Below are 17993 nucleotides of genomic sequence, written 5' to 3' on the forward strand. Positions count from 1 at the left end.
GTCAGTACTCAGTAAACTGACTTTATGTGTTGTTTCCGAAAATCACTGTTGTGATTTATTTATAACCTACTGTTTAATTTTCAAGGTTCACTTGGTAGCGGCAACTAGATTCGAACTAGTGACCTTTCGGGTATGAACCGAACGCTCTAGCCAACTGAGCTATGCCGCCACACTAATTCATGGTGCCCAGAGGCGGAATCGAACCACCGACACGGGGATTTTCAGTCCCCTGCTCTACCGACTGAGCTATCTGGGCATAAAGTGGTGGGCCTTCAGGGACTCGAACCCCAGACCTACCGGTTATGAGCCGGGCGCTCTAACCAACTGAGCTAAAGGCCCACTTTATTATATATATGGTGGGCTTAGCTGGACTCGAACCAGCGACCTCACGCTTATCAGGCGTGCGCTCTAACCACCTGAGCTATAAGCCCTTACTTGGTCGAGGTGGAGGGACTCGAACCCCCGGCCCCATGGTCCCAAACCACGTGCGCTACCAAACTGCGCTACACCTCGATATTTAAATAAAAAGTTTTGGCAGGGGTGACAGGACTTGAACCCACGACATACGGTTTTGGAGACCGTCGTTCTACCAACTGAACTACACCCCTATAAAGTGGTGGGCCTTCAGGGACTCGAACCCCAGACCTACCGGTTATGAGCCGGGCGCTCTAACCAACTGAGCTAAAGGCCCACTTTATTGTATATATGGTGGGCTTAGCTGGACTCGAACCAGCGACCTCACGCTTATCAGGCGTGCGCTCTAACCACCTGAGCTATAAGCCCTTACTTGGTCGAGGTGGAGGGACTCGAACCCCCGGCCCCATGGTCCCAAACCACGTGCGCTACCAAACTGCGCTACACCTCGATACTTAAATAAAATGGCGGAGAAGGAGGGATTTGAACCCTCGCGCCCCGTAAAAGACCTACTCCCTTAGCAGGGGAGCCTCTTCAGCCACTTGAGTACTTCTCCATTTTAATTATGTTGTTTTTGGCGGAGGAGGTGGGATTTGAACCCACGGCCCCTTTCGGAGTCACTGGTTTTCAAGACCAGCTCCTTAAGCCACTCGGACACCCCTCCGCGTTTTTTTGGTGACCCATCCGCGACTCGAACGCGGGACACCCTGATTAAAAGTCAGGTGCTCTACCGACTGAGCTAATGGGTCAAATTAAATTGGCTGGGGATGCTGGACTCGAACCAACGCATGCAGGAATCAAAATCCTGAGCCTTACCGACTTGGCGAATCCCCAGTATATGGCGTGCCTGCAGGGATTCGAACCCCGGACACGTGGCTTAGAAGGCCACTGCTCTATCCAACTGAGCTACAGGCACATATTTTGGAGCGGGTGAAGGGAGTCGAACCCTCGCAGCCGGCTTGGAAGGCCGGAACTCTACCACTGAGCTACACCCGCATATTTTATTTGGTGGAGGGGACTGGATTCGAACCAGTGAAAGCGATGCTAACAGATTTACAGTCTGCCCCCTTTGGCCAACTCGGGAACCCCTCCATGTTTTGGAGCTAGTGATAGGAATCGAACCTACAACCTGCTGATTACAAGTCAGCTGCTCTACCGTTGAGCCACACTAGCACTTTTTTATTTTTTCAAATATCCCAATTTAATTATTTGGCGACCTGGAAGGGACTCGAACCCTCGACCTCCAGCGTGACAGGCTGGCATTCTAACCAACTGAACTACCAGGCCGAATAATTGGTGGGCTCAACAGGGCTCGAACCTGTGACCCCCTGCTTGTAAGGCAGGTGCTCTCCCAGCTGAGCTATGAGCCCAATTATTAATGGTGACCCCTAGGGGAATCGAACCCCTGTTACCGCCGTGAAAGGGCGGTGTCTTAACCGCTTGACCAAGGGGCCATACTGGTTGCGGGAGCAGGACTCGAACCTACGACCTTCGGGTTATGAGCCCGACGAGCTGCCAACTGCTCCATCCCGCGTTATTGTGGTGCCGAGGACCGGAATCGAACCGGTACGATCTGTAAGGACCGCAGGATTTTAAGTCCTGTGCGTCTGCCAGTTCCGCCACCTCGGCATTTTTTTTTGGCTCCAAGGGTGGGGCTCGAACCCACAGCCTATCGGTTAACAGCCGATTGCTCCACCATTGAGCTACCTTGGAACATACGTGGCTACGTCTTACTCTCCCAGGGGGCTGCCCCCCAAGTACCATCAGCGCTAAAGAGCTTAACTTCTGTGTTCGGAATGGGAACAGGTGTATCCTCTTTGCTATAATAACCACATATTTTTTTGTCGAACAAGATGTATTGTATCATCTTAAGTCTATCTTGTCAACACTTTTGCTGAAAATTAATACTTTCAAAATTGACCAGATTTAAAATTTGGTTAAGTCCTCGATCTATTAGTATTCATCAGCTGAACTCATTACTGAGCTTACACCTTGAACCTATCAACCAGGTAGTCTTCCTGGGATCTTACTCATAAAGATGGGAAATCTTATCTTGAGGTTGGCTTCGCGCTTAGATGCTTTCAGCGCTTATCCATTCCATACATAGCTACCCAGCTATGCCACTGGCGTGACAACTGGTGCACCAGAGGTATGTCCATCCCGGTCCTCTCGTACTAAGGACAGCTCCTCTCAAATTTCCTACGCCTGCGACGGATAGGGACCGAACTGTCTCACGACGTTCTGAACCCAGCTCGCGTACCACTTTAATGGGCGAACAGCCCAACCCTTGGGACCTACTACAGCCCCAGGATGTGATGAGCCGACATCGAGGTGCCAAACCTCCCCGTCGATGTGGACTCTTGGGGGAGATAAGCCTGTTATCCCCAGGGTAGCTTTTATCCGTTGAGCGATGGCCCTTCCACGCGGAACCACCGGATCACTAAGCCCGACTTTCGTCCTTGCTCGACCTGTATGTCTTGCAATCAAGCTCCCTTTTGCCTTTGCACTCTTCGCACGATTTCCGACCGTGCTGAGGGAACCTTTGGGCGCCTCCGTTACATTTTGGGAGGCGACCGCCCCAGTCAAACTGTCCACCTGACAGTGTCCCAAGACCAGATTCATGGTCTATGGTTAGAATCTCAATATTACAAGGGTGGTATCCCAAGGATGACTCCACGAAAACTGGCGTTCTCGTATCTCAGTCTCCCACCTATCCTGTACATGTAATATCGAAATCCAATGCCAGGCTACAGTAAAGCTCCATGGGGTCTTTCCGTCCTGTCGCAGGTATCCGGCATCTTCACCGGAATTACAATTTCACCGAGTCTTTTGTTGAGACAGTGCCCAAATCGTTACGCCTTTCGTGCGGGTCGGAACTTACCCGACAAGGAATTTCGCTACCTTAGGACCGTTATAGTTACGGCCGCCGTTTACTGGGGCTTAAGTTCAATGCTTCGACTAATGTCTAACACATCCCCTTAACCTTCCAGCACCGGGCAGGCGTCAGCTCCTATACATCGTCTTTCGACTTAGCAGAAACCTATGTTTTTGGTAAACAGTCGCTTGGGCCTATTCTCTGCGGCCTCTTCGGGCATACACCCTAATGAGGCACCCCTTATCCCTAAGTTACGGGGTCATTTTGCCGAGTTCCTTAACAAAAGTTCTCTCGCTAGCCTTAGAATTCTCTTCTCACCCACCTGTGTCGGTTTGCGGTACGGGTACCTTTAATCTCAGTAGAGGCTTTTCTTGGCAGCATGAAATCGACTACTTCGCTACTTAAATTTCGCTCCCCATCACACCTCAGGATTGCACCGACGGATTTGCCTATCAATGCTCCCTTAATGCTTGGACCTACATATCCAATAGTAGGATAGCCTATCCTTCTGCGTCACCCCATTCTTCAAACGATTATCGGTAGTACAGGAATCTCAACCTGTTGTCCATCACCTACGCCTTTCGGCCTCGGCTTAGGTCCCGACTAACCCTGAGCGGACGAACCTTCCTCAGGAAACCTTGGGTTTTCGGCCCGTAGGATTCTCACCTACGTCTCGCTACTCATGCCAACATTCTCTCTTCACTGCAGTCCACTAGTCCTTCCGGTCTAGCTTCAACCCGCAGTGAATGCTCCCCTACCCATTGACAAAGTCAATGCCGTAGCTTCGGTAGTAAGTTTTAGCCCCGATAATTTTCGGCGCAGGATCACTCGACCAGTGAGCTATTACGCACTCTTTGAATGAATGGCTGCTTCTAAGCCAACATCCTGGTTGTCTGTGCAATCCCACATCCTTTACCACTTAACTTACATTTAGGGACCTTAGCTGACGGTCTGGGCTGTTTCCCTCTCGACTATGAATCTTATCACCCACAGTCTGACTCCCAAGCAAAAGATAAAGGCATTCGGAGTTTGATAGTCTTCGGTAACCCACAGGGCCCCTAGGACATTCAGTGCTCTACCTCCTCATCTCTAAGCTTGAGGCTAGCCCTAAAGCTATTTCGGGGAGAACCAGCTATCTCCGAGCTCGATTGGAATTTCACCTCTACCCACAGCTCATCCCCGCACTTTTCAACGTGCGTGGGTTCGGACCTCCACGAAATTTTACTTTCGCTTCATCCTGGCCATGGGTAGGTCGCTCGGTTTCGGGTCTACGACAAGTAACTGAATCGCCCAGTTAAGACTCGCTTTCGCTACGGCTCCAGACCCTAAGTCCTTAACCTTGCTACTTATCGTAACTCGTTGGCCCGTTCTACAAAAAGTACGCGGTCACACTAAAAATGTGCTCCCACAGCTTGTAGGCATAGGGTTTCAGGTTCTATTTCACTCCCCTTCCGGGGTTCTTTTCACCTTTCCCTCACGGTACTATACGCTATCGGTCACCAAGAAGTATTTAGCCTTGGGGGGTGGTCCCCCCAGCTTCCCACAGGGTTTCACGTGTCCCGTGGTACTCTGGAGTATGCTCGAAAGTCTTCTTGTTTAATCTACAGGACTATTACCTTCTATGGTGGGTCTTTCCAAACCTCTTCGACTACAATACCTCTTTCTTGTGAGCATATCCGCAACCCCTATGAAGAAAACTTCATAGGTTTGGGCTCTTCCCCTTTCGCTCGCCGCTACTTAGGGAATCGATTTTTCTTTCTCTTCCTCGAGGTACTTAGATGTTTCAGTTCCCTCGGTTCCCCTCCTTAGACTATGTATTCATCTAAGGATACCTAGACATTACTCTAGGTGGGTTTCCCCATTCGGAAATCTCCGGATCAAAGATTGCTTGCATCTCCCCGAAGCTTATCGCAGCTTACCACGTCCTTCATCGGCTCTTGGTGCCAAGGCATCCGCCCTACGCCCTTAATAACTTAACCTAAATTTATTTAAATCTGTTCAATTTTCAAAGTACTAAAGTACGTCGCCAACGAATTAAAAATTCCGTTGCTCAAAGTACTAATATAGTATATAAAATACTAAATGGTGGAGACGAGGAGAGTCGAACTCCTGACCCCTTGCTTGCAAGGCAAGTGCTCTCCCAACTGAGCTACGCCCCCATATTGTATTTTTTTGACGAAATATATAATAACAAATTTATTAAAATTCGTCAAGAGTTTTTTATAAACTCTCAAAATTAAACAGTAGGTTATTTCTCCTTAGAAAGGAGGTGATCCAGCCGCACCTTCCGATACGGCTACCTTGTTACGACTTCACCCCAGTCATTGATTTCACCTTCGGCAGATTCCTCCTTACGGTTGGATATCTGACTTCGGGCGCCCCCAACTTCCGTGGTGTGACGGGCGGTGTGTACAAGACCCGGGAACGCATTCACCGCGACATTCTGATTCGCGATTACTAGTAACTCCAGCTTCATGCAGGCGAGTTTCAGCCTGCAATCCGAACTGAGACTAGCTTTAAGAGATTAGCTTGACCTCGCGGTTTCGCAACTCTCTGTACTAGCCATTGTAGCACGTGTGTAGCCCTAAGCATAAGGGGCATGATGATTTGACGTCATCCCCACCTTCCTCCGAGTTATCCTCGGCAGTCTCTCTAGAGTGCCCATCCAAAATGCTGGCAACTAAAGATAAGGGTTGCGCTCGTTGCGGGACTTAACCCAACATCTCACGACACGAGCTGACGACAACCATGCACCACCTGTCACCTCAGTCCCCGAAGGGAAAGCTTCGATTAAGAAGCGGTCTGAGGGATGTCAAGCTTAGGTAAGGTTCTTCGCGTTGCTTCGAATTAAACCACATGCTCCGCTACTTGTGCGGGTCCCCGTCAATTCCTTTGAGTTTCACTCTTGCGAGCGTACTCCCCAGGCGGAGTGCTTAATGCGTTAGCTGCGGCACCGAGGGGGGTAACCCCCGACACCTAGCACTCATCGTTTACGGCGTGGACTACCAGGGTATCTAATCCTGTTCGCTCCCCACGCTTTCGTGCCTCAGCGTCAGTTACAGTCCAGAGAGCCGCCTTCGCAACTGGTATTCCTCCTAATATCTACGCATTTCACCGCTACACTAGGAATTCTACTCTCCTCTCCTGCACTCAAGCCCTGCAGTTTCAAAAGCTTACTACGGTTGAGCCGTAGCCTTTCACTTCTGACTTACAAGGCCGCCTACGCACCCTTTACGCCCAGTAATTCCGGATAACGCTTGCCCCCTACGTATTACCGCGGCTGCTGGCACGTAGTTAGCCGGGGCTTCCTCCTAAGGTACCGTCATTATCTTCCCTTAGGACAGAGCTTTACGACCCGAAGGCCTTCATCGCTCACGCGGCGTTGCTGCATCAGGGTTTCCCCCATTGTGCAATATTCCCCACTGCTGCCTCCCGTAGGAGTCTGGACCGTGTCTCAGTTCCAGTGTGGCCGATCACCCTCTCAGGTCGGCTACCCATCGTCGCCTTGGTAAGCTTTTACCTCACCAACTAGCTAATGGGACGCGGGTCCATCCTATACCGCTAACGCTTTGACATTTCTAAGATGCCTTAAAAATGTGTTATCTCGTATTAGCATATCTTTCGATATGTTATCCGTGTGTATAGGGCAGGTTACCCACGCGTTACTCACCCGTCCGCCGCTAAGATTAAAAAGCAAGCTTTTTAATCTCCGCTCGACTTGCATGTGTTAGGCACGCCGCCAGCGTTCATCCTGAGCCAGGATCAAACTCTTAAATAAAAGTTTGTCAGTACTCAGTAAACTGACTTTATGTGTTGTTTCCGAAAATCACTGTTGTGATTTATTTATAACCTACTGTTTAATTTTCAAAGTTCATATGTTGTGTTCATGTGTTTCTCGCTTGCCTCGTTGTCGAGGACAAGTAATAATATATCACCTTTAAAACATTTCGTCAACACTTTTCTAAAGTTTTTTTTCGATCTTTTTCACTATATATCTAAATATATTGAATTTCCCAAATCATATTAATAGCTTATTTATATTTTGATATATAGAAAATTGATTTAATGTTAATCTATTAATCCTCTAACTGCTCTTAACAGACTCCATTAATCAAAGATAGCTACAGGCTCAGTTCTTTCATTAATCTTATCTAGAGATTGAAAATTATATAATTTCCTTGTATATAAAAAAAAGAAGCCGTTTAAAACGACTTCTTCTATATATAATATTATATAAGCATACCAGCTATAGATGCTGTTAAAAATGCAGCTACAGTACCTCCAACTAAAGCTTTTATTCCTAACTGAGCTAGTTCTCCTCTTCTCTTAGGGGCAAGTCCTCCTATTCCACCTAATTGTACAGCTATAGATGAAAAGTTTGCAAACCCACAAAGAGCATACGTTAATATAGTAATAGTTCTAGGTTGAAGTGTCCCATTAGCTATATGCTCAGATAGATTAGCATAAGCAACAAATTCATTTATAACTGTTTTTTGTCCTAATAATGAACCTGCTGTAACTATATCTTGAGATGGAATACCCATTATATATGCAAGCGGAGCGCATGCATAACCTAATATCGTTTCTAAAGTTAATCCATGTATTCCTACAGCACTTCCTACCGCTTCAATACCTCCATTAACCATCGCTATTAAAGCAACAAATGCAAGTAACATACCTGCAACATTAAGTGCAAGCTGTAATCCTTCTGAAGCTCCTCTTGCTGCTGCATCTATAATATTAGCATCAACTTTTTCTACTTCAAATTCTACATTTCCTTTTGTAACCGGTTCCTCAGTTTCCGGAACTATGATTTTAGCTGCTACTAATGCTGCAGGCGCCGACATTACAGATGCTGCTATTAAGTGGCCAGCATCAACTCCCATTCCTACATACCCTGCCATAACTCCACCAGCAACTGTAGCCATTCCACCTATCATTATTGCATTTAACTCTGATCTTGTCATTTTTTCTATATATGGTTTTATAACTAATGGTGCTTCTGTTTGTCCTACAAATATGTTTGCTGCTGCTGATAAAGACTCAGCTCCTGATGTTCCCATTAATTTTGCCATAAACCCAGCTATATATTTAATTATAAACTGCATAACTCCTAAATGATACAATACTGACATAAGCGATGAAAAAAATATTATAGTTGGTAATACTTGAAATGCAAATATAAATCCAAAACTATTTATATCACTTACTAATCCCCCAAACAAGAACGAAGAACCTGCTTTTGTAAAGTCTAAAAGAACAGTTACAAATTCTGATAACTTTTCAAATACTGCTCTTCCTGCACCTGTTTTTAAAATCAAAAATGCAAATAACACCTGCATTCCTATACCCATTCCCACTAATTTAATATCTATCTTCTTCTTATTTTCAGATATTAAGTAGCATATTCCTAAAAGAACAAATATTCCTATAAGACTTATAAATCTTTCCATACGTTTTCCTCCTTTTTGCAAATAGCCGTTATATCTTTAATTTCACAAAAAAAATGATATCATATTTTGTCGACAAAATCAAACTTTAATTTAATTGAATATTTTAACAAGTGTTTTTATTTAAATTTTGTTTTACGATTTATTAAATTTTAATTTAAGTTTAAGTATACATATAAAAAAACTTATTATTACTTATATCTATAAATCCTTTATAATAGTAAAAAAAAAATAGAATTTATATGTGATCACACATATAAATTCTATTTTTTTTAGGTTATTGTAAAGAATTAAAATATTTTTGTATCCCAGCATATATAGACCATGCTATTTTTTCTTGATATTCATCACTTTTGAGAAGATCTTCTTCTTTTAAATTCGATAGAAATCCACATTCAATAAGTGCTGATGCAACTCCATTTTCCTTAAATAAATATAAATCAGCTCTCATCTTTGCCTCTCTATTATTATCTTTATCTATAACTCTTCTCATCTCTTCTTGTATGAAAGTTGCCAATTGTTTGCCATACTTATCATTTTTTGGATACAACACTTGTGCTCCATAATATTTAGAATTAGTAAAACTATTCAGATGTATGGATATAAAAACGTCTGCTTTAGACTCTTTTATTAATTGTTTTCTATTTCTAAGATTTTCATTATATCTTTGTCTTATGCTTTTCTTTCCATCTTCTATATATAAGCTTTCATCTTTTTCTCTAGTGAGTATAACCAATGCGCCACTCTCTTCTAGTAAAGATCTTACCTTTAATGCTATTTTCAAATTTATATCTTTTTCTAGACTATTTTTTCCTAATGCTCCAGGATCTATTCCACCGTGTCCAGCATCTACTATAATGACTTTATTTGTTACAGGCATATTTATAGTAGTTTTGCTTATATTGTAATTAGTTAAATATATTATACAGAGTATCATAGCAAATGCTATAGTCCATATTACATATTTCTTTTTTAACACAATAACCATATATAATCACCCTGTAAATATATATGAAAAAAGACTTTGGAATATTCCAAAGTCTTTGATGTATATATTATCTCTTTGAGAATTGTGGAGCTCTTCTCGCAGCTTTTAATCCGTATTTCTTTCTTTCCTTCATTCTTGGGTCTCTAGTTAAGTATCCAGCTGTCTTTAAAGTAGGTCTTAATTCTGCATCAGCCTTTAATAACGCTCTTGATATCCCGTGTCTTACAGCTCCTGCTTGTCCTGTAAATCCTCCACCTTCAACCTTTACTATAACATCATATTTTCCTTCAGTTTCAGTTATAACTAGTGGGTTCTTAACTTCTCTTCTTAAAGTCTCATAGTTAAAGTATTCTTCTAAACTTTTTCCATTAACAACTATATTTCCTTCACCAGCTACTAATCTTACTCTAGCTACTGAGTGCTTTCTTCTTCCTGTTCCATAATATTGAACGTTTGCCATATCTAACTCCTCCTTTCACCTAAATTAATTATATATCTAAGCTTTCTGGGTTTTGAGCTGCATGAGTATGCTCAGCGCCAGCAAATACTCTTAATCTTTTCATCATTTTGCTTCTTAATTTATTCTTACATAGCATACCGTTTACAGCATGGTTTATAACTTCTTCTGGCTTTTCAGCTAAAAGTCTTCTGTAAGGGATTTCTACTAATCCACCAACATGCCCTGTATGATATCTGTATTGTTTTTGATCTAATTTCTTTCCTGTTAACTTAACTTTAGCAGCATTAACAACTACAACGAAATCTCCACCGTCTACGTGTGGTGTAAATGTAGGCTTATGCTTACCTCTTAATAATATTGCAATTTCAGTAGATAAACGACCTAAAGTCTTTCCTTCAGCGTCTATTATATACCACTTTCTTTGAACTTCACTTGGCTTACCAATATATGATTTCATTATTTTCCCTCCTTACTATCCTTTTATGTGCGCAAATTAACCTTTATATAAAATCCGGGGCTAGTGGATTTATAAACACATTCCTTATACATTTTAATACAATGACCCAGGTGTGTCAAGCTAATAATATACTTTTTTCAAAAACAATCCTTTACTATCTGCTGTATGTCCAGCATTATCTCTATTCTTAGATTCTATAATATCTTTTAGACTTAAATTTATTCTTCCTCTACCTATATCTACCAGAGTTCCTGCTATTATTCTAACCATATTATACAAAAATCCATTTCCTTCTACCTCTAATATTATTAAATCTTCTTCTTTTTTCAAGCTTATATCGTATATGGTTCTAACAGTTGTTTTAACAGATGATCCCGTGCTCATGAATCCTTTAAAATCATGCTCTCCAATCAAATATTTAGACTCTTGTATCATTTTATCTATATCTAATTTATATTTCACTAAATAAGCAAAATCATTATAAATAGGTCTTTTATATTTAGAGTTTAGTATTACATACCTATATCGCTTCTTTTTAGCACTATATCTTGCATGAAAATCATAATCTACTTCTTTAGCATCTAATATACTTATATCATCTGGTAACTTAGAATTAATAGCTCCTGGTAGTTTATCAACAGGTATACGACTATTAGTATAGAAATTTGCTACTTGTCCTAAAGCATGAACTCCTGCATCTGTTCTTCCTGATGATGTTACATTTGCTTTTTCATTAGTTATCTTATATATAGCACTTTCTATACATTCTTGTATAGATGTTCTATCATTTTGTATTTGCCACCCACAATAATTTGTTCCTTTATATTCTATAGTAATCATTATATTACGCATAAATTATCACCTATATTACTCTAGTTATTGCTATTATAGTTATATAAATAAATACTATACTATAAGCTATATAATCTCTTTTATTCATTTTTATTTGATTCATCCTAGTTCTATTATCTCCACCTCTATAACATCTAGCTTCCATAGCCATAGCAAGTTCATCAGCTCTTCTGAATGCGCTTATAAATAGAGGTACCAATAACGGAACTAAGTTTTTTGCTCTACTTATGATATTTTTACTTTCAAAATCGGCCCCTCTTCCCATTTGGGCTTTCATTATCTTATCAGTTTCATCTAATAAAGTAGGAATAAACCTTAATGCAATTGTCATCATCATAGCAAGTTCATGTGCAGGTACTCCTATCTTTTTAAAAGGATTTAGAAGCTTTTCTATACCATCGGTTAATTCTATTGGAGATGTTGATAAAGTAAGTAATGATGTCCCTACAACTAACAATATAAGTCTTACAACCATAAAACTTCCTTGTTTTAAACCTTCATCTGATATACTCAGCGGTCCTATATTAAAAATCGTATTACCAGGTATCATAAATATGTTAATTGCGAAAGTAAATACAATTATAAACATTATTGGCTTTAGCCCTTTTAATATATAATTAACAGGTATTTTAGATAGTTTAAGTGTTGATATAATAAAAGCTAGTACTAAAACGTATGGATAAAACTGGTTTATTATAAAGAGAGAAGACATAAATATAAATGTAGATATTAATTTAACTCTTGGATCTAATTTGTGCACTACAGAATTTGTAGGATAATATTGACCTATTGTTATATCTTTTATCATTTCTTTTTACTCCTTATATATTTTAATATTTCCTCTTTTGCTTCTCCTAAAGTAATAATATCTTCTCTTATATCAAAACCTTTTTCTCTAAGTTTTATAGTAAGTTCTGATACTTGTGGTATTCCTAGACCTATTTCTTTCAATCTTTTCCCTTTTTTAAAAACTTCTCTAGGTGTAGACATCAAATCAACCTTACCTCTATACATAACTAATATTTTATCCGATATTTTAGCCATATCTTCCATACTATGTGAAGATATTATTATTGTAATATTATATTTTTCATGAAGATACTTTATTTGAGTTAAAATTTCATCTCTCCCTGATGGGTCAAGGCCTGCTGTTGGCTCATCTAGTATTAAAACATCAGGCTTCATGGCTATAACACCTGCTATTGCTACTCTTCTCTTTTGACCTCCAGATAAATCGAATGGAGATCTATCTTTGAATTCACTATAGTCAAGTCCAACAAGCTCCATAGCTTCTTTTACTCTATCATTTATTTCATCTTCGCTTAGTTTTAAATTAGCAGGACCAAAAGCTATATCTTTATATATAGTTTCTTCAAATAGTTGATACTCTGGATATTGAAAAACGACTCCAACCTTTTTTCTAATTTCTGTTAAGCTAATATTGGGACCCGTTATATCCACTCCATCAATTATTATATTCCCACTTGTTGGCTTTAATAGCCCATTTAAATGTTGAATCAAAGTTGACTTACCAGATCCTGTATGTCCTATCAAACCTATTATCTCACCTTTATTTATCTCGAAATTTACATTATCAAGTGCCTTACTTTCAAAAGGTGAATTTGGATTATATACGTATACTAAATCTTTAACTACTATCGACATAAATTCATCACCATCTCATCTACAGTTAATATATCTGATCTTATATCTATTCCTTCTTTTCTAAGTTCATATGTTAGTTCTGTCATAAAAGGAACATCCAATCCAAGTTCTTTCAATTTATCTACCTGTACAAAAACTTCTTTAGGCTTTCCTTGTAATACTATTTTTCCTTTTTCCATTACAACTATTCTATCTGCATCCACTGCTTCTTCCATAAAATGAGTTATATGTATTATTGTAATATTTTCTTCCTTATTAAGCCTCTTTATAGTATTCATAACTTCTCTTCTTCCAGATGGGTCAAGCATAGCCGTAGGTTCATCAAATATTATGCATTCAGGTTTCATAGCAATAATTCCTGCAATTGCTACTCTTTGTTTTTGACCTCCCGATAGTAAGTGAGGTGCTTTATCTTTAAACTCATGCATTCCTACGGATTTCAAAGATTCTGTAACTCTTTTTTTTATCTCATCCGGCTGTATTCCTAAGTTTTCTGGTCCGAAAGCTACATCTTCCTCCACCACTGTTGCTACTATTTGGTTATCTGGATTTTGAAATACCATACCAGCACTCTGCCTTATATCCCAAAGTTTATCATCATCTTTTGTATTCATGCCATTTATAAGTATATTCCCCTTTGTAGGCTTTAGTATAGCATTCAAATTTTTTGATAATGTTGATTTTCCAGAACCATTGTGTCCTATGATAACCACGAATTCTCCTCTTTTGATGTCTAAATTTAACTCATCGAGTGCCTTTGACTGAATGTTTTCTTGAGTATATTCAAAAGATATATTATCTATTTTTACTATATCATTCATGTTTTTACCTCTTTTCTATTATAAAGAAGTCTTTATTATATAAGTTTTTAAAGGTTGACTTCTTTGAAATTCATAACGTAAGTTATATTTATCTAAAATTATAAATGTTTATAACTTACTATTCATTATAAAGAGCCTTTATTATATAAGTCTTTAAAGGTTGACTTCTTTGAAATTCATAAGGTGTTTTAAAGGTTATTTTATTTTTACATGATTTAGATTCTATTATATAATCTAAATTCTATTATATAAAAATAAAATAACTTTTAAAAGTGTAAATATTACTTTATTTTTAAAATACTATAATTTTATTGCATATAAAAAAATAGGAATTAAGCTATTAGCCTAATTCCATCTTCTACTATACTAATTCTAGTATTGCTACTTCAGCTCCGTCACCTTTTCTAACACCAAGCTTTATAATTCTTGTATATCCACCATTTCTTTCTTGGTATTTAGGAGCTATTTCATCAAATAAGTTTGTGATTACAGTTTGATCTAAAACGTAAGCTGATACTTGACGTCTAGCATGTAAGTCTCCTCTTTTTGCTAGAGTTATCATTTTTTCAGCCATTCTGCGTGTTTCTTTTGCTCTTGTTACTGTAGTCTCTATTTTTTTGTTCTTTAATAGATCAGTAACTAAGTTTCTAAGCATCATGTTTCTGTGAGCAGTTACACGACCTAATTTACGGTACTTAGCCATGTCATTCCCTCCTTTTCTTAGTCTTCACTCGGCTTAAGTCCTAGTTCTAGTTCTTCAAGTTTTTGAATAACTTCTTCTAATGACTTTTTACCTAAGTTTCTAACTTTCATCATGTCTTCTTCGCTTTTGCTGCTTAATTCTTCAACAGTATTTATACCTGCTCTCTTTAAGCAATTATACGATCTAACAGAAAGATCAAGTTCTTCAATAGTCATCTCTAGAACTTTCTCTTTTTTATCTTCTTCTTTTTCCACCATTATTTCTACATTTCCAACATGCTCTGTAAGGTTGATGAATAAATTTAAGTGTTCTACTAATATCTTAGCACCAAGAGATATTCCCTCTTGAGGATTTATACTTCCGTTAGTCCAAACATCAAATATTAACTTATCGTAATCTGTTATTTGACCTACTCTTGTATTTTCAACTTTATAGCTTACCTTTTCAACTGGAGTATATATAGAGTCTACAGGAATCACACCAATAGGCATATTCTCAGTTTTATTGTTTTCAGCTGGAACATAACCTCTTCCTTTATCTATATTTATTTCCATATTGAATTTAGCATTTGTATCTAAAGTAGCTATGTGTAAATCCTTACTTAATATTTCTACATCAGGAGGACATATAATATCTTTACCAGTTATCATACCCTCGCCCTGAGCTTCTATTTTCAATGTTCTACTTCCTTCTCCATCTATCTCAGCAGATAATTCTTTTAAAGCAAGAATTATTTCTGTTACATCTTCTTTTACACCCGGAACGGTAGAGAACTCATGTAGTACTCCCTCTATTTTTATAGAAGTAACAGCAACTCCTGGAAGTGAAGAAAGTAGTATTCTTCTTAATGCATTTCCTACGGTAATTCCGTATCCTCTTTCTAAAGGCTCTACGATAAATTTACCATATCTATTATCTTCGCTTATTTCGCAAATTTCTATTCTAGGCTTTTCTATTTCAATCATTAATAAAACCCTCCTTAATTTTTATTAATCCACTGAGGGCAAACATTTCTACGATATAACTCAATTTATTACTTAGAGTAAAGCTCTACTATTAAGTGCTCTGCTATTTCTAAATCTATATCTTCTCTTGTAGGTAAAGCAGTTATCTTAGCTTCCATCTTTTCTATGCTTGCATCCATCCACTTAGGAGCAACTCTTGTAGAATTTTCAACAAGTGATTTAAATTTAGCTGAAGATTTTGAACCTTCTTTAACAGCTATAACATCGCCAACTTCCATTATCATAGAAGGTACATTAGCTTTATGTCCATTTAATGAAAAATGTCCATGTCTTACTAATTGTCTAGCTTCTTTTCTTGAAGAAGCAAGACCCATTCTATAAACAGTATTGTCAAGTCTTCTCTCTAATAAGCTAAGTAAGTTTTCACCTGATATTCCTTGCATTTTTTCAGCTTTTTCATATAGGTTTCTGAATTGAGTTTCTAAAACTCCATATATTCTCTTAACTTTTTGCTTTTCTCTTAATTGTAATCCATAGTTAGAAACTTTTTTTCTTCCTTGTCCATGTTGACCTGGAGCATAGTTTCTTTTATTTATAGCACATTTATCTGTATAACATCTATCGCCTTTAAGGAATAACTTCATTCCTTCTCTACGGCATAGTCTACATACTGCACCTGTATATCTTGCCATTTATTACACCTCCTACTGTATTACACTCTTCTTCTCTTTGGCGGTCTACAACCATTATGTGGTATTGGAGTAACGTCTTTTATCATAGTAACGTCAAGTCCTGCAGCTTGTAAAGATCTTATAGCTGCTTCACGTCCTGGTCCTGGTCCTTTTACAAATACCTCTACTGTCTTTAATCCATGCTCCATAGCTCCTTTAGAAGCAGTTTCTGCAGCCATTTGTGCTGCGAATGGAGTAGCTTTTCTAGATCCTTTGAAGCCTAACTGACCTGCACTAGCCCATGAAATTGCATTTCCATGAACATCAGTTAATGTGATTATAGTATTATTAAAAGTTGACTGAATATGAGCATGACCACGTTCTATATTTTTACGCTCTTTTCTTCTAACACGTGTAACTTTCTTTTTAGGTTTAGCCATTTTTTTCCCTCCTTACTTACGATCTATTTTTTCTTCTTACGAGATACAGTCTTTCTCGGTCCTTTTCTAGTTCTAGCATTTGTCTTAGTCTTTTGACCTCTTAACGGAAGTCCTCTCATATGACGAATACCTCTATAACATCTGATATCTCTAAGTCTCTTTATGTTTAATGCTATCTCTCTTCTTAAATCTCCTTCAACAAGGTGATCAGCATCTATTAATTTTCTTAATGTATTTACTTCTTCTTCAGTTAAATCTTTTATTCTTGTATTAACATCTATGCCAGCTTTTTCAAGTATTTGGTTAGAAGTTTTTTTACCTATACCATATATATAAGTTAAGCCTATTTCTGCTCTTTTGTCTCTTGGTAAGTCTACCCCAGCAATTCTTGCCATATTCTTGCACCTCCTATAACCTATATTGCTAATTCAATATTTTCTAATTTTAAATAAAACACGAAGGCCTAGTTTATTCTTAGAATTTAAGTCTATTAATTATCACAATTTAATATTATAATATATCTAATATTAAATTACTAGCCCTTATTAACCTTGTTTTTGTTTATGCTTAGGATTTTCACAGATAACCATTACTCTTCCTTTTCTTTTTATAATTTTACATTTTTCACACATTGGTTTTACAGACGGTCTAACTTTCACACTTATCCCTCCTTAGACTAAAATACTAGTCTACTTCTTTCTCCAAGTAATTCTTCCTCTAGTTAAATCATAAGGCGACATATCTACAGTTACTTTATCACCTTCAAGTATTCTTATAAAATTCATTCTAAGCTTACCTGATATATGGCATAATATTTCATGTCCATTTTCTAATTTAACTTTAAACATTGCGTTGGGTAAAGTTTCTGTAACTACACCCTCTAACTCAATTACATCTTTTTTGGCCATTAAGTAACCAAACCTCCAATCACTTAGATTAAAGCTTCGACTTTAACCTATCCAGCTCATATCTTAAAAACGCATCATTAATATATTCTTTGTTTAAAATTTTATTTCCAATATCTTCGGATGCATATTTATATTTTGTCAAGTGCTTTACTTTTTTTAATTTTGCTTTATCAAGTTTTCTATAATCTCCATCGGCGATCAAGACATACTCTTTATTTACTATTTTTATAATAAAAAACAATCTACCTTTATCTCTACCTGATTTAGATATTACAACTTGACCAACATTTAAATCATTTAATAGCACTAATTTCACCTCTTCTA

Annotated in this window: 16 protein-coding genes, 24 tRNA genes and 3 rRNA genes; all 43 read right to left on the reverse strand. The window is 38.4% G+C overall.

All coding sequences use genetic code 11. The features are described from left to right. Positions 1 to 92: 92 nt before the first annotated feature. The 43 genes from M2214_RS16255 to M2214_RS16465 all read right to left on the reverse strand — a co-directional run bounded on the left by M2214_RS16255 (position 93) and on the right by M2214_RS16465 (position 17976). Positions 93 to 169, reverse strand: a tRNA-Met gene (locus tag M2214_RS16255). Between the two features lie 11 nt (positions 170 to 180). Then, positions 181 to 256: transfer RNA gene (locus M2214_RS16260), tRNA-Phe, on the reverse strand. Between the two features lie 6 nt (positions 257 to 262). Continuing rightward, positions 263 to 339 (reverse strand) — tRNA-Ile (locus tag M2214_RS16265). Positions 340 to 354: 15 nt separating this feature from the next. Further along, positions 355 to 431, reverse strand: a tRNA-Ile gene (locus M2214_RS16270). A gap of 5 nt (positions 432 to 436) precedes the next feature. Continuing rightward, a tRNA-Pro gene (locus M2214_RS16275) sits at positions 437 to 513 on the reverse strand. A 19-nt stretch (positions 514 to 532) separates the two neighbouring features. Then, positions 533 to 608 (reverse strand) — tRNA-Trp (locus M2214_RS16280). A gap of 6 nt (positions 609 to 614) precedes the next feature. Then, a tRNA-Ile gene (locus tag M2214_RS16285) sits at positions 615 to 691 on the reverse strand. Between the two features lie 15 nt (positions 692 to 706). Beyond that, positions 707 to 783, reverse strand: a tRNA-Ile gene (locus tag M2214_RS16290). Between the two features lie 5 nt (positions 784 to 788). After that, a tRNA-Pro gene (locus M2214_RS16295) sits at positions 789 to 865 on the reverse strand. Between the two features lie 14 nt (positions 866 to 879). After that, positions 880 to 970: transfer RNA gene (locus M2214_RS16300), tRNA-Ser, on the reverse strand. Between the two features lie 19 nt (positions 971 to 989). Continuing rightward, positions 990 to 1078: transfer RNA gene (locus M2214_RS16305), tRNA-Ser, on the reverse strand. 9 nt (positions 1079 to 1087) lie between these two features. Continuing rightward, a tRNA-Lys gene (locus M2214_RS16310) sits at positions 1088 to 1163 on the reverse strand. A 9-nt stretch (positions 1164 to 1172) separates the two neighbouring features. Then, positions 1173 to 1248, reverse strand: a tRNA-Gln gene (locus M2214_RS16315). 5 nt (positions 1249 to 1253) lie between these two features. Further along, positions 1254 to 1330: transfer RNA gene (locus M2214_RS16320), tRNA-Arg, on the reverse strand. Between the two features lie 6 nt (positions 1331 to 1336). Further along, a tRNA-Gly gene (locus M2214_RS16325) sits at positions 1337 to 1410 on the reverse strand. A gap of 10 nt (positions 1411 to 1420) precedes the next feature. Next, positions 1421 to 1506, reverse strand: a tRNA-Tyr gene (locus tag M2214_RS16330). A 6-nt stretch (positions 1507 to 1512) separates the two neighbouring features. After that, a tRNA-Thr gene (locus M2214_RS16335) sits at positions 1513 to 1587 on the reverse strand. A gap of 37 nt (positions 1588 to 1624) precedes the next feature. After that, positions 1625 to 1701, reverse strand: a tRNA-Asp gene (locus M2214_RS16340). Between the two features lie 7 nt (positions 1702 to 1708). After that, a tRNA-Val gene (locus M2214_RS16345) sits at positions 1709 to 1784 on the reverse strand. Between the two features lie 9 nt (positions 1785 to 1793). Next, positions 1794 to 1868, reverse strand: a tRNA-Glu gene (locus M2214_RS16350). 4 nt (positions 1869 to 1872) lie between these two features. After that, a tRNA-Met gene (locus M2214_RS16355) sits at positions 1873 to 1948 on the reverse strand. A 6-nt stretch (positions 1949 to 1954) separates the two neighbouring features. Next, a tRNA-Leu gene (locus M2214_RS16360) sits at positions 1955 to 2043 on the reverse strand. A 9-nt stretch (positions 2044 to 2052) separates the two neighbouring features. Then, positions 2053 to 2127, reverse strand: a tRNA-Asn gene (locus tag M2214_RS16365). Between the two features lie 4 nt (positions 2128 to 2131). Further along, positions 2132 to 2248: ribosomal RNA gene (gene rrf, locus M2214_RS16370) — 5S ribosomal RNA — on the reverse strand. Positions 2249 to 2347: 99 nt separating this feature from the next. Continuing rightward, positions 2348 to 5268: ribosomal RNA gene (locus M2214_RS16375) — 23S ribosomal RNA — on the reverse strand. A 104-nt stretch (positions 5269 to 5372) separates the two neighbouring features. Next, positions 5373 to 5448 (reverse strand) — tRNA-Ala (locus M2214_RS16380). Positions 5449 to 5551: 103 nt separating this feature from the next. Then, a 16S ribosomal RNA gene (locus M2214_RS16385) occupies positions 5552 to 7067 on the reverse strand. Together the 16S, 23S and 5S rRNA genes with 24 tRNA genes alongside form the textbook arrangement of a ribosomal RNA operon. Positions 7068 to 7518: 451 nt before the next feature. Continuing rightward, positions 7519 to 8742, reverse strand: coding sequence for a NupC/NupG family nucleoside CNT transporter (locus M2214_RS16390; RefSeq protein ID WP_248481082.1), 1224 nt, complete (start codon positions 8740 to 8742; stop codon positions 7519 to 7521). 274 nt (positions 8743 to 9016) lie between these two features. Beyond that, complete coding sequence (cwlD, locus tag M2214_RS16395; protein ID WP_248481083.1) at positions 9017 to 9727, reverse strand: N-acetylmuramoyl-L-alanine amidase CwlD; 711 nt, start codon at positions 9725 to 9727, stop codon at positions 9017 to 9019. 67 nt (positions 9728 to 9794) lie between these two features. Continuing rightward, the gene (gene rpsI, locus M2214_RS16400) at positions 9795 to 10187 is read right to left on the reverse strand and encodes a 30S ribosomal protein S9 (RefSeq protein ID WP_248481084.1); all 393 of its coding nucleotides are present in this window, start codon (positions 10185 to 10187) and stop codon (positions 9795 to 9797) included. Positions 10188 to 10215: 28 nt separating this feature from the next. Then, positions 10216 to 10644 (reverse strand): 50S ribosomal protein L13, encoded by a 429-nt coding sequence (gene rplM, locus M2214_RS16405; protein ID WP_248481085.1) that lies wholly within the window; start codon positions 10642 to 10644, stop codon positions 10216 to 10218. Positions 10645 to 10764: 120 nt separating this feature from the next. Beyond that, positions 10765 to 11496 carry a tRNA pseudouridine(38-40) synthase TruA gene (gene truA / locus M2214_RS16410; protein ID WP_248481086.1) on the reverse strand — a complete coding sequence of 244 codons (732 nt, stop codon included), beginning with the start codon at positions 11494 to 11496 and terminating at the stop codon, positions 10765 to 10767. Positions 11497 to 11506: 10 nt separating this feature from the next. Continuing rightward, a complete protein-coding gene (locus tag M2214_RS16415; RefSeq protein WP_248481087.1) occupies positions 11507 to 12304 on the reverse strand; it encodes an energy-coupling factor transporter transmembrane component T family protein in 798 nt (265 codons plus the stop codon). Continuing rightward, positions 12301 to 13161, reverse strand: a complete 861-nt coding sequence (locus tag M2214_RS16420; RefSeq protein WP_248481088.1) for an energy-coupling factor transporter ATPase — start codon at positions 13159 to 13161, stop codon at positions 12301 to 12303. The genes M2214_RS16415 and M2214_RS16420 overlap by 4 nt, the downstream gene beginning before the upstream one ends. Continuing rightward, the gene (locus M2214_RS16425) at positions 13152 to 13982 is read right to left on the reverse strand and encodes an energy-coupling factor transporter ATPase (RefSeq protein ID WP_248481089.1); all 831 of its coding nucleotides are present in this window, start codon (positions 13980 to 13982) and stop codon (positions 13152 to 13154) included. Before M2214_RS16425 ends, M2214_RS16420 begins: the two co-directional genes overlap by 10 nt. A 361-nt stretch (positions 13983 to 14343) precedes the next feature. Continuing rightward, positions 14344 to 14685 (reverse strand): 50S ribosomal protein L17, encoded by a 342-nt coding sequence (gene rplQ / locus M2214_RS16430; protein WP_248481090.1) that lies wholly within the window; start codon positions 14683 to 14685, stop codon positions 14344 to 14346. A 17-nt stretch (positions 14686 to 14702) separates the two neighbouring features. Further along, positions 14703 to 15650, reverse strand: a complete 948-nt coding sequence (locus M2214_RS16435) for a DNA-directed RNA polymerase subunit alpha (RefSeq protein ID WP_248481091.1) — start codon at positions 15648 to 15650, stop codon at positions 14703 to 14705. A gap of 68 nt (positions 15651 to 15718) precedes the next feature. Beyond that, positions 15719 to 16342 (reverse strand): 30S ribosomal protein S4, encoded by a 624-nt coding sequence (gene rpsD / locus M2214_RS16440; RefSeq protein ID WP_248481092.1) that lies wholly within the window; start codon positions 16340 to 16342, stop codon positions 15719 to 15721. A 20-nt stretch (positions 16343 to 16362) separates the two neighbouring features. Next, positions 16363 to 16761 carry a 30S ribosomal protein S11 gene (rpsK, locus tag M2214_RS16445; protein ID WP_248481093.1) on the reverse strand — a complete coding sequence of 133 codons (399 nt, stop codon included), beginning with the start codon at positions 16759 to 16761 and terminating at the stop codon, positions 16363 to 16365. A 23-nt stretch (positions 16762 to 16784) separates the two neighbouring features. Then, on the reverse strand, positions 16785 to 17156 hold the full coding sequence (rpsM, locus tag M2214_RS16450) for a 30S ribosomal protein S13 (RefSeq protein ID WP_248481094.1): 372 nt from the start codon (positions 17154 to 17156) through the stop codon (positions 16785 to 16787). A gap of 150 nt (positions 17157 to 17306) precedes the next feature. Then, positions 17307 to 17420, reverse strand: coding sequence for a 50S ribosomal protein L36 (gene rpmJ, locus M2214_RS16455; RefSeq protein ID WP_007062395.1), 114 nt, complete (start codon positions 17418 to 17420; stop codon positions 17307 to 17309). Between the two features lie 30 nt (positions 17421 to 17450). Beyond that, positions 17451 to 17669, reverse strand: a complete 219-nt coding sequence (gene infA, locus M2214_RS16460; RefSeq protein WP_099191178.1) for a translation initiation factor IF-1 — start codon at positions 17667 to 17669, stop codon at positions 17451 to 17453. A gap of 28 nt (positions 17670 to 17697) precedes the next feature. Beyond that, positions 17698 to 17976, reverse strand: a complete 279-nt coding sequence (locus M2214_RS16465) for a KOW domain-containing RNA-binding protein (protein ID WP_248481095.1) — start codon at positions 17974 to 17976, stop codon at positions 17698 to 17700. Positions 17977 to 17993 lie beyond the last annotated feature (17 nt).

Origin of the sequence: Tepidibacter aestuarii, assembly GCF_934924865.1 — a bacterium.
Lineage (GTDB): Bacteria > Bacillota > Clostridia > Peptostreptococcales > Peptostreptococcaceae > Tepidibacter_A > Tepidibacter_A aestuarii.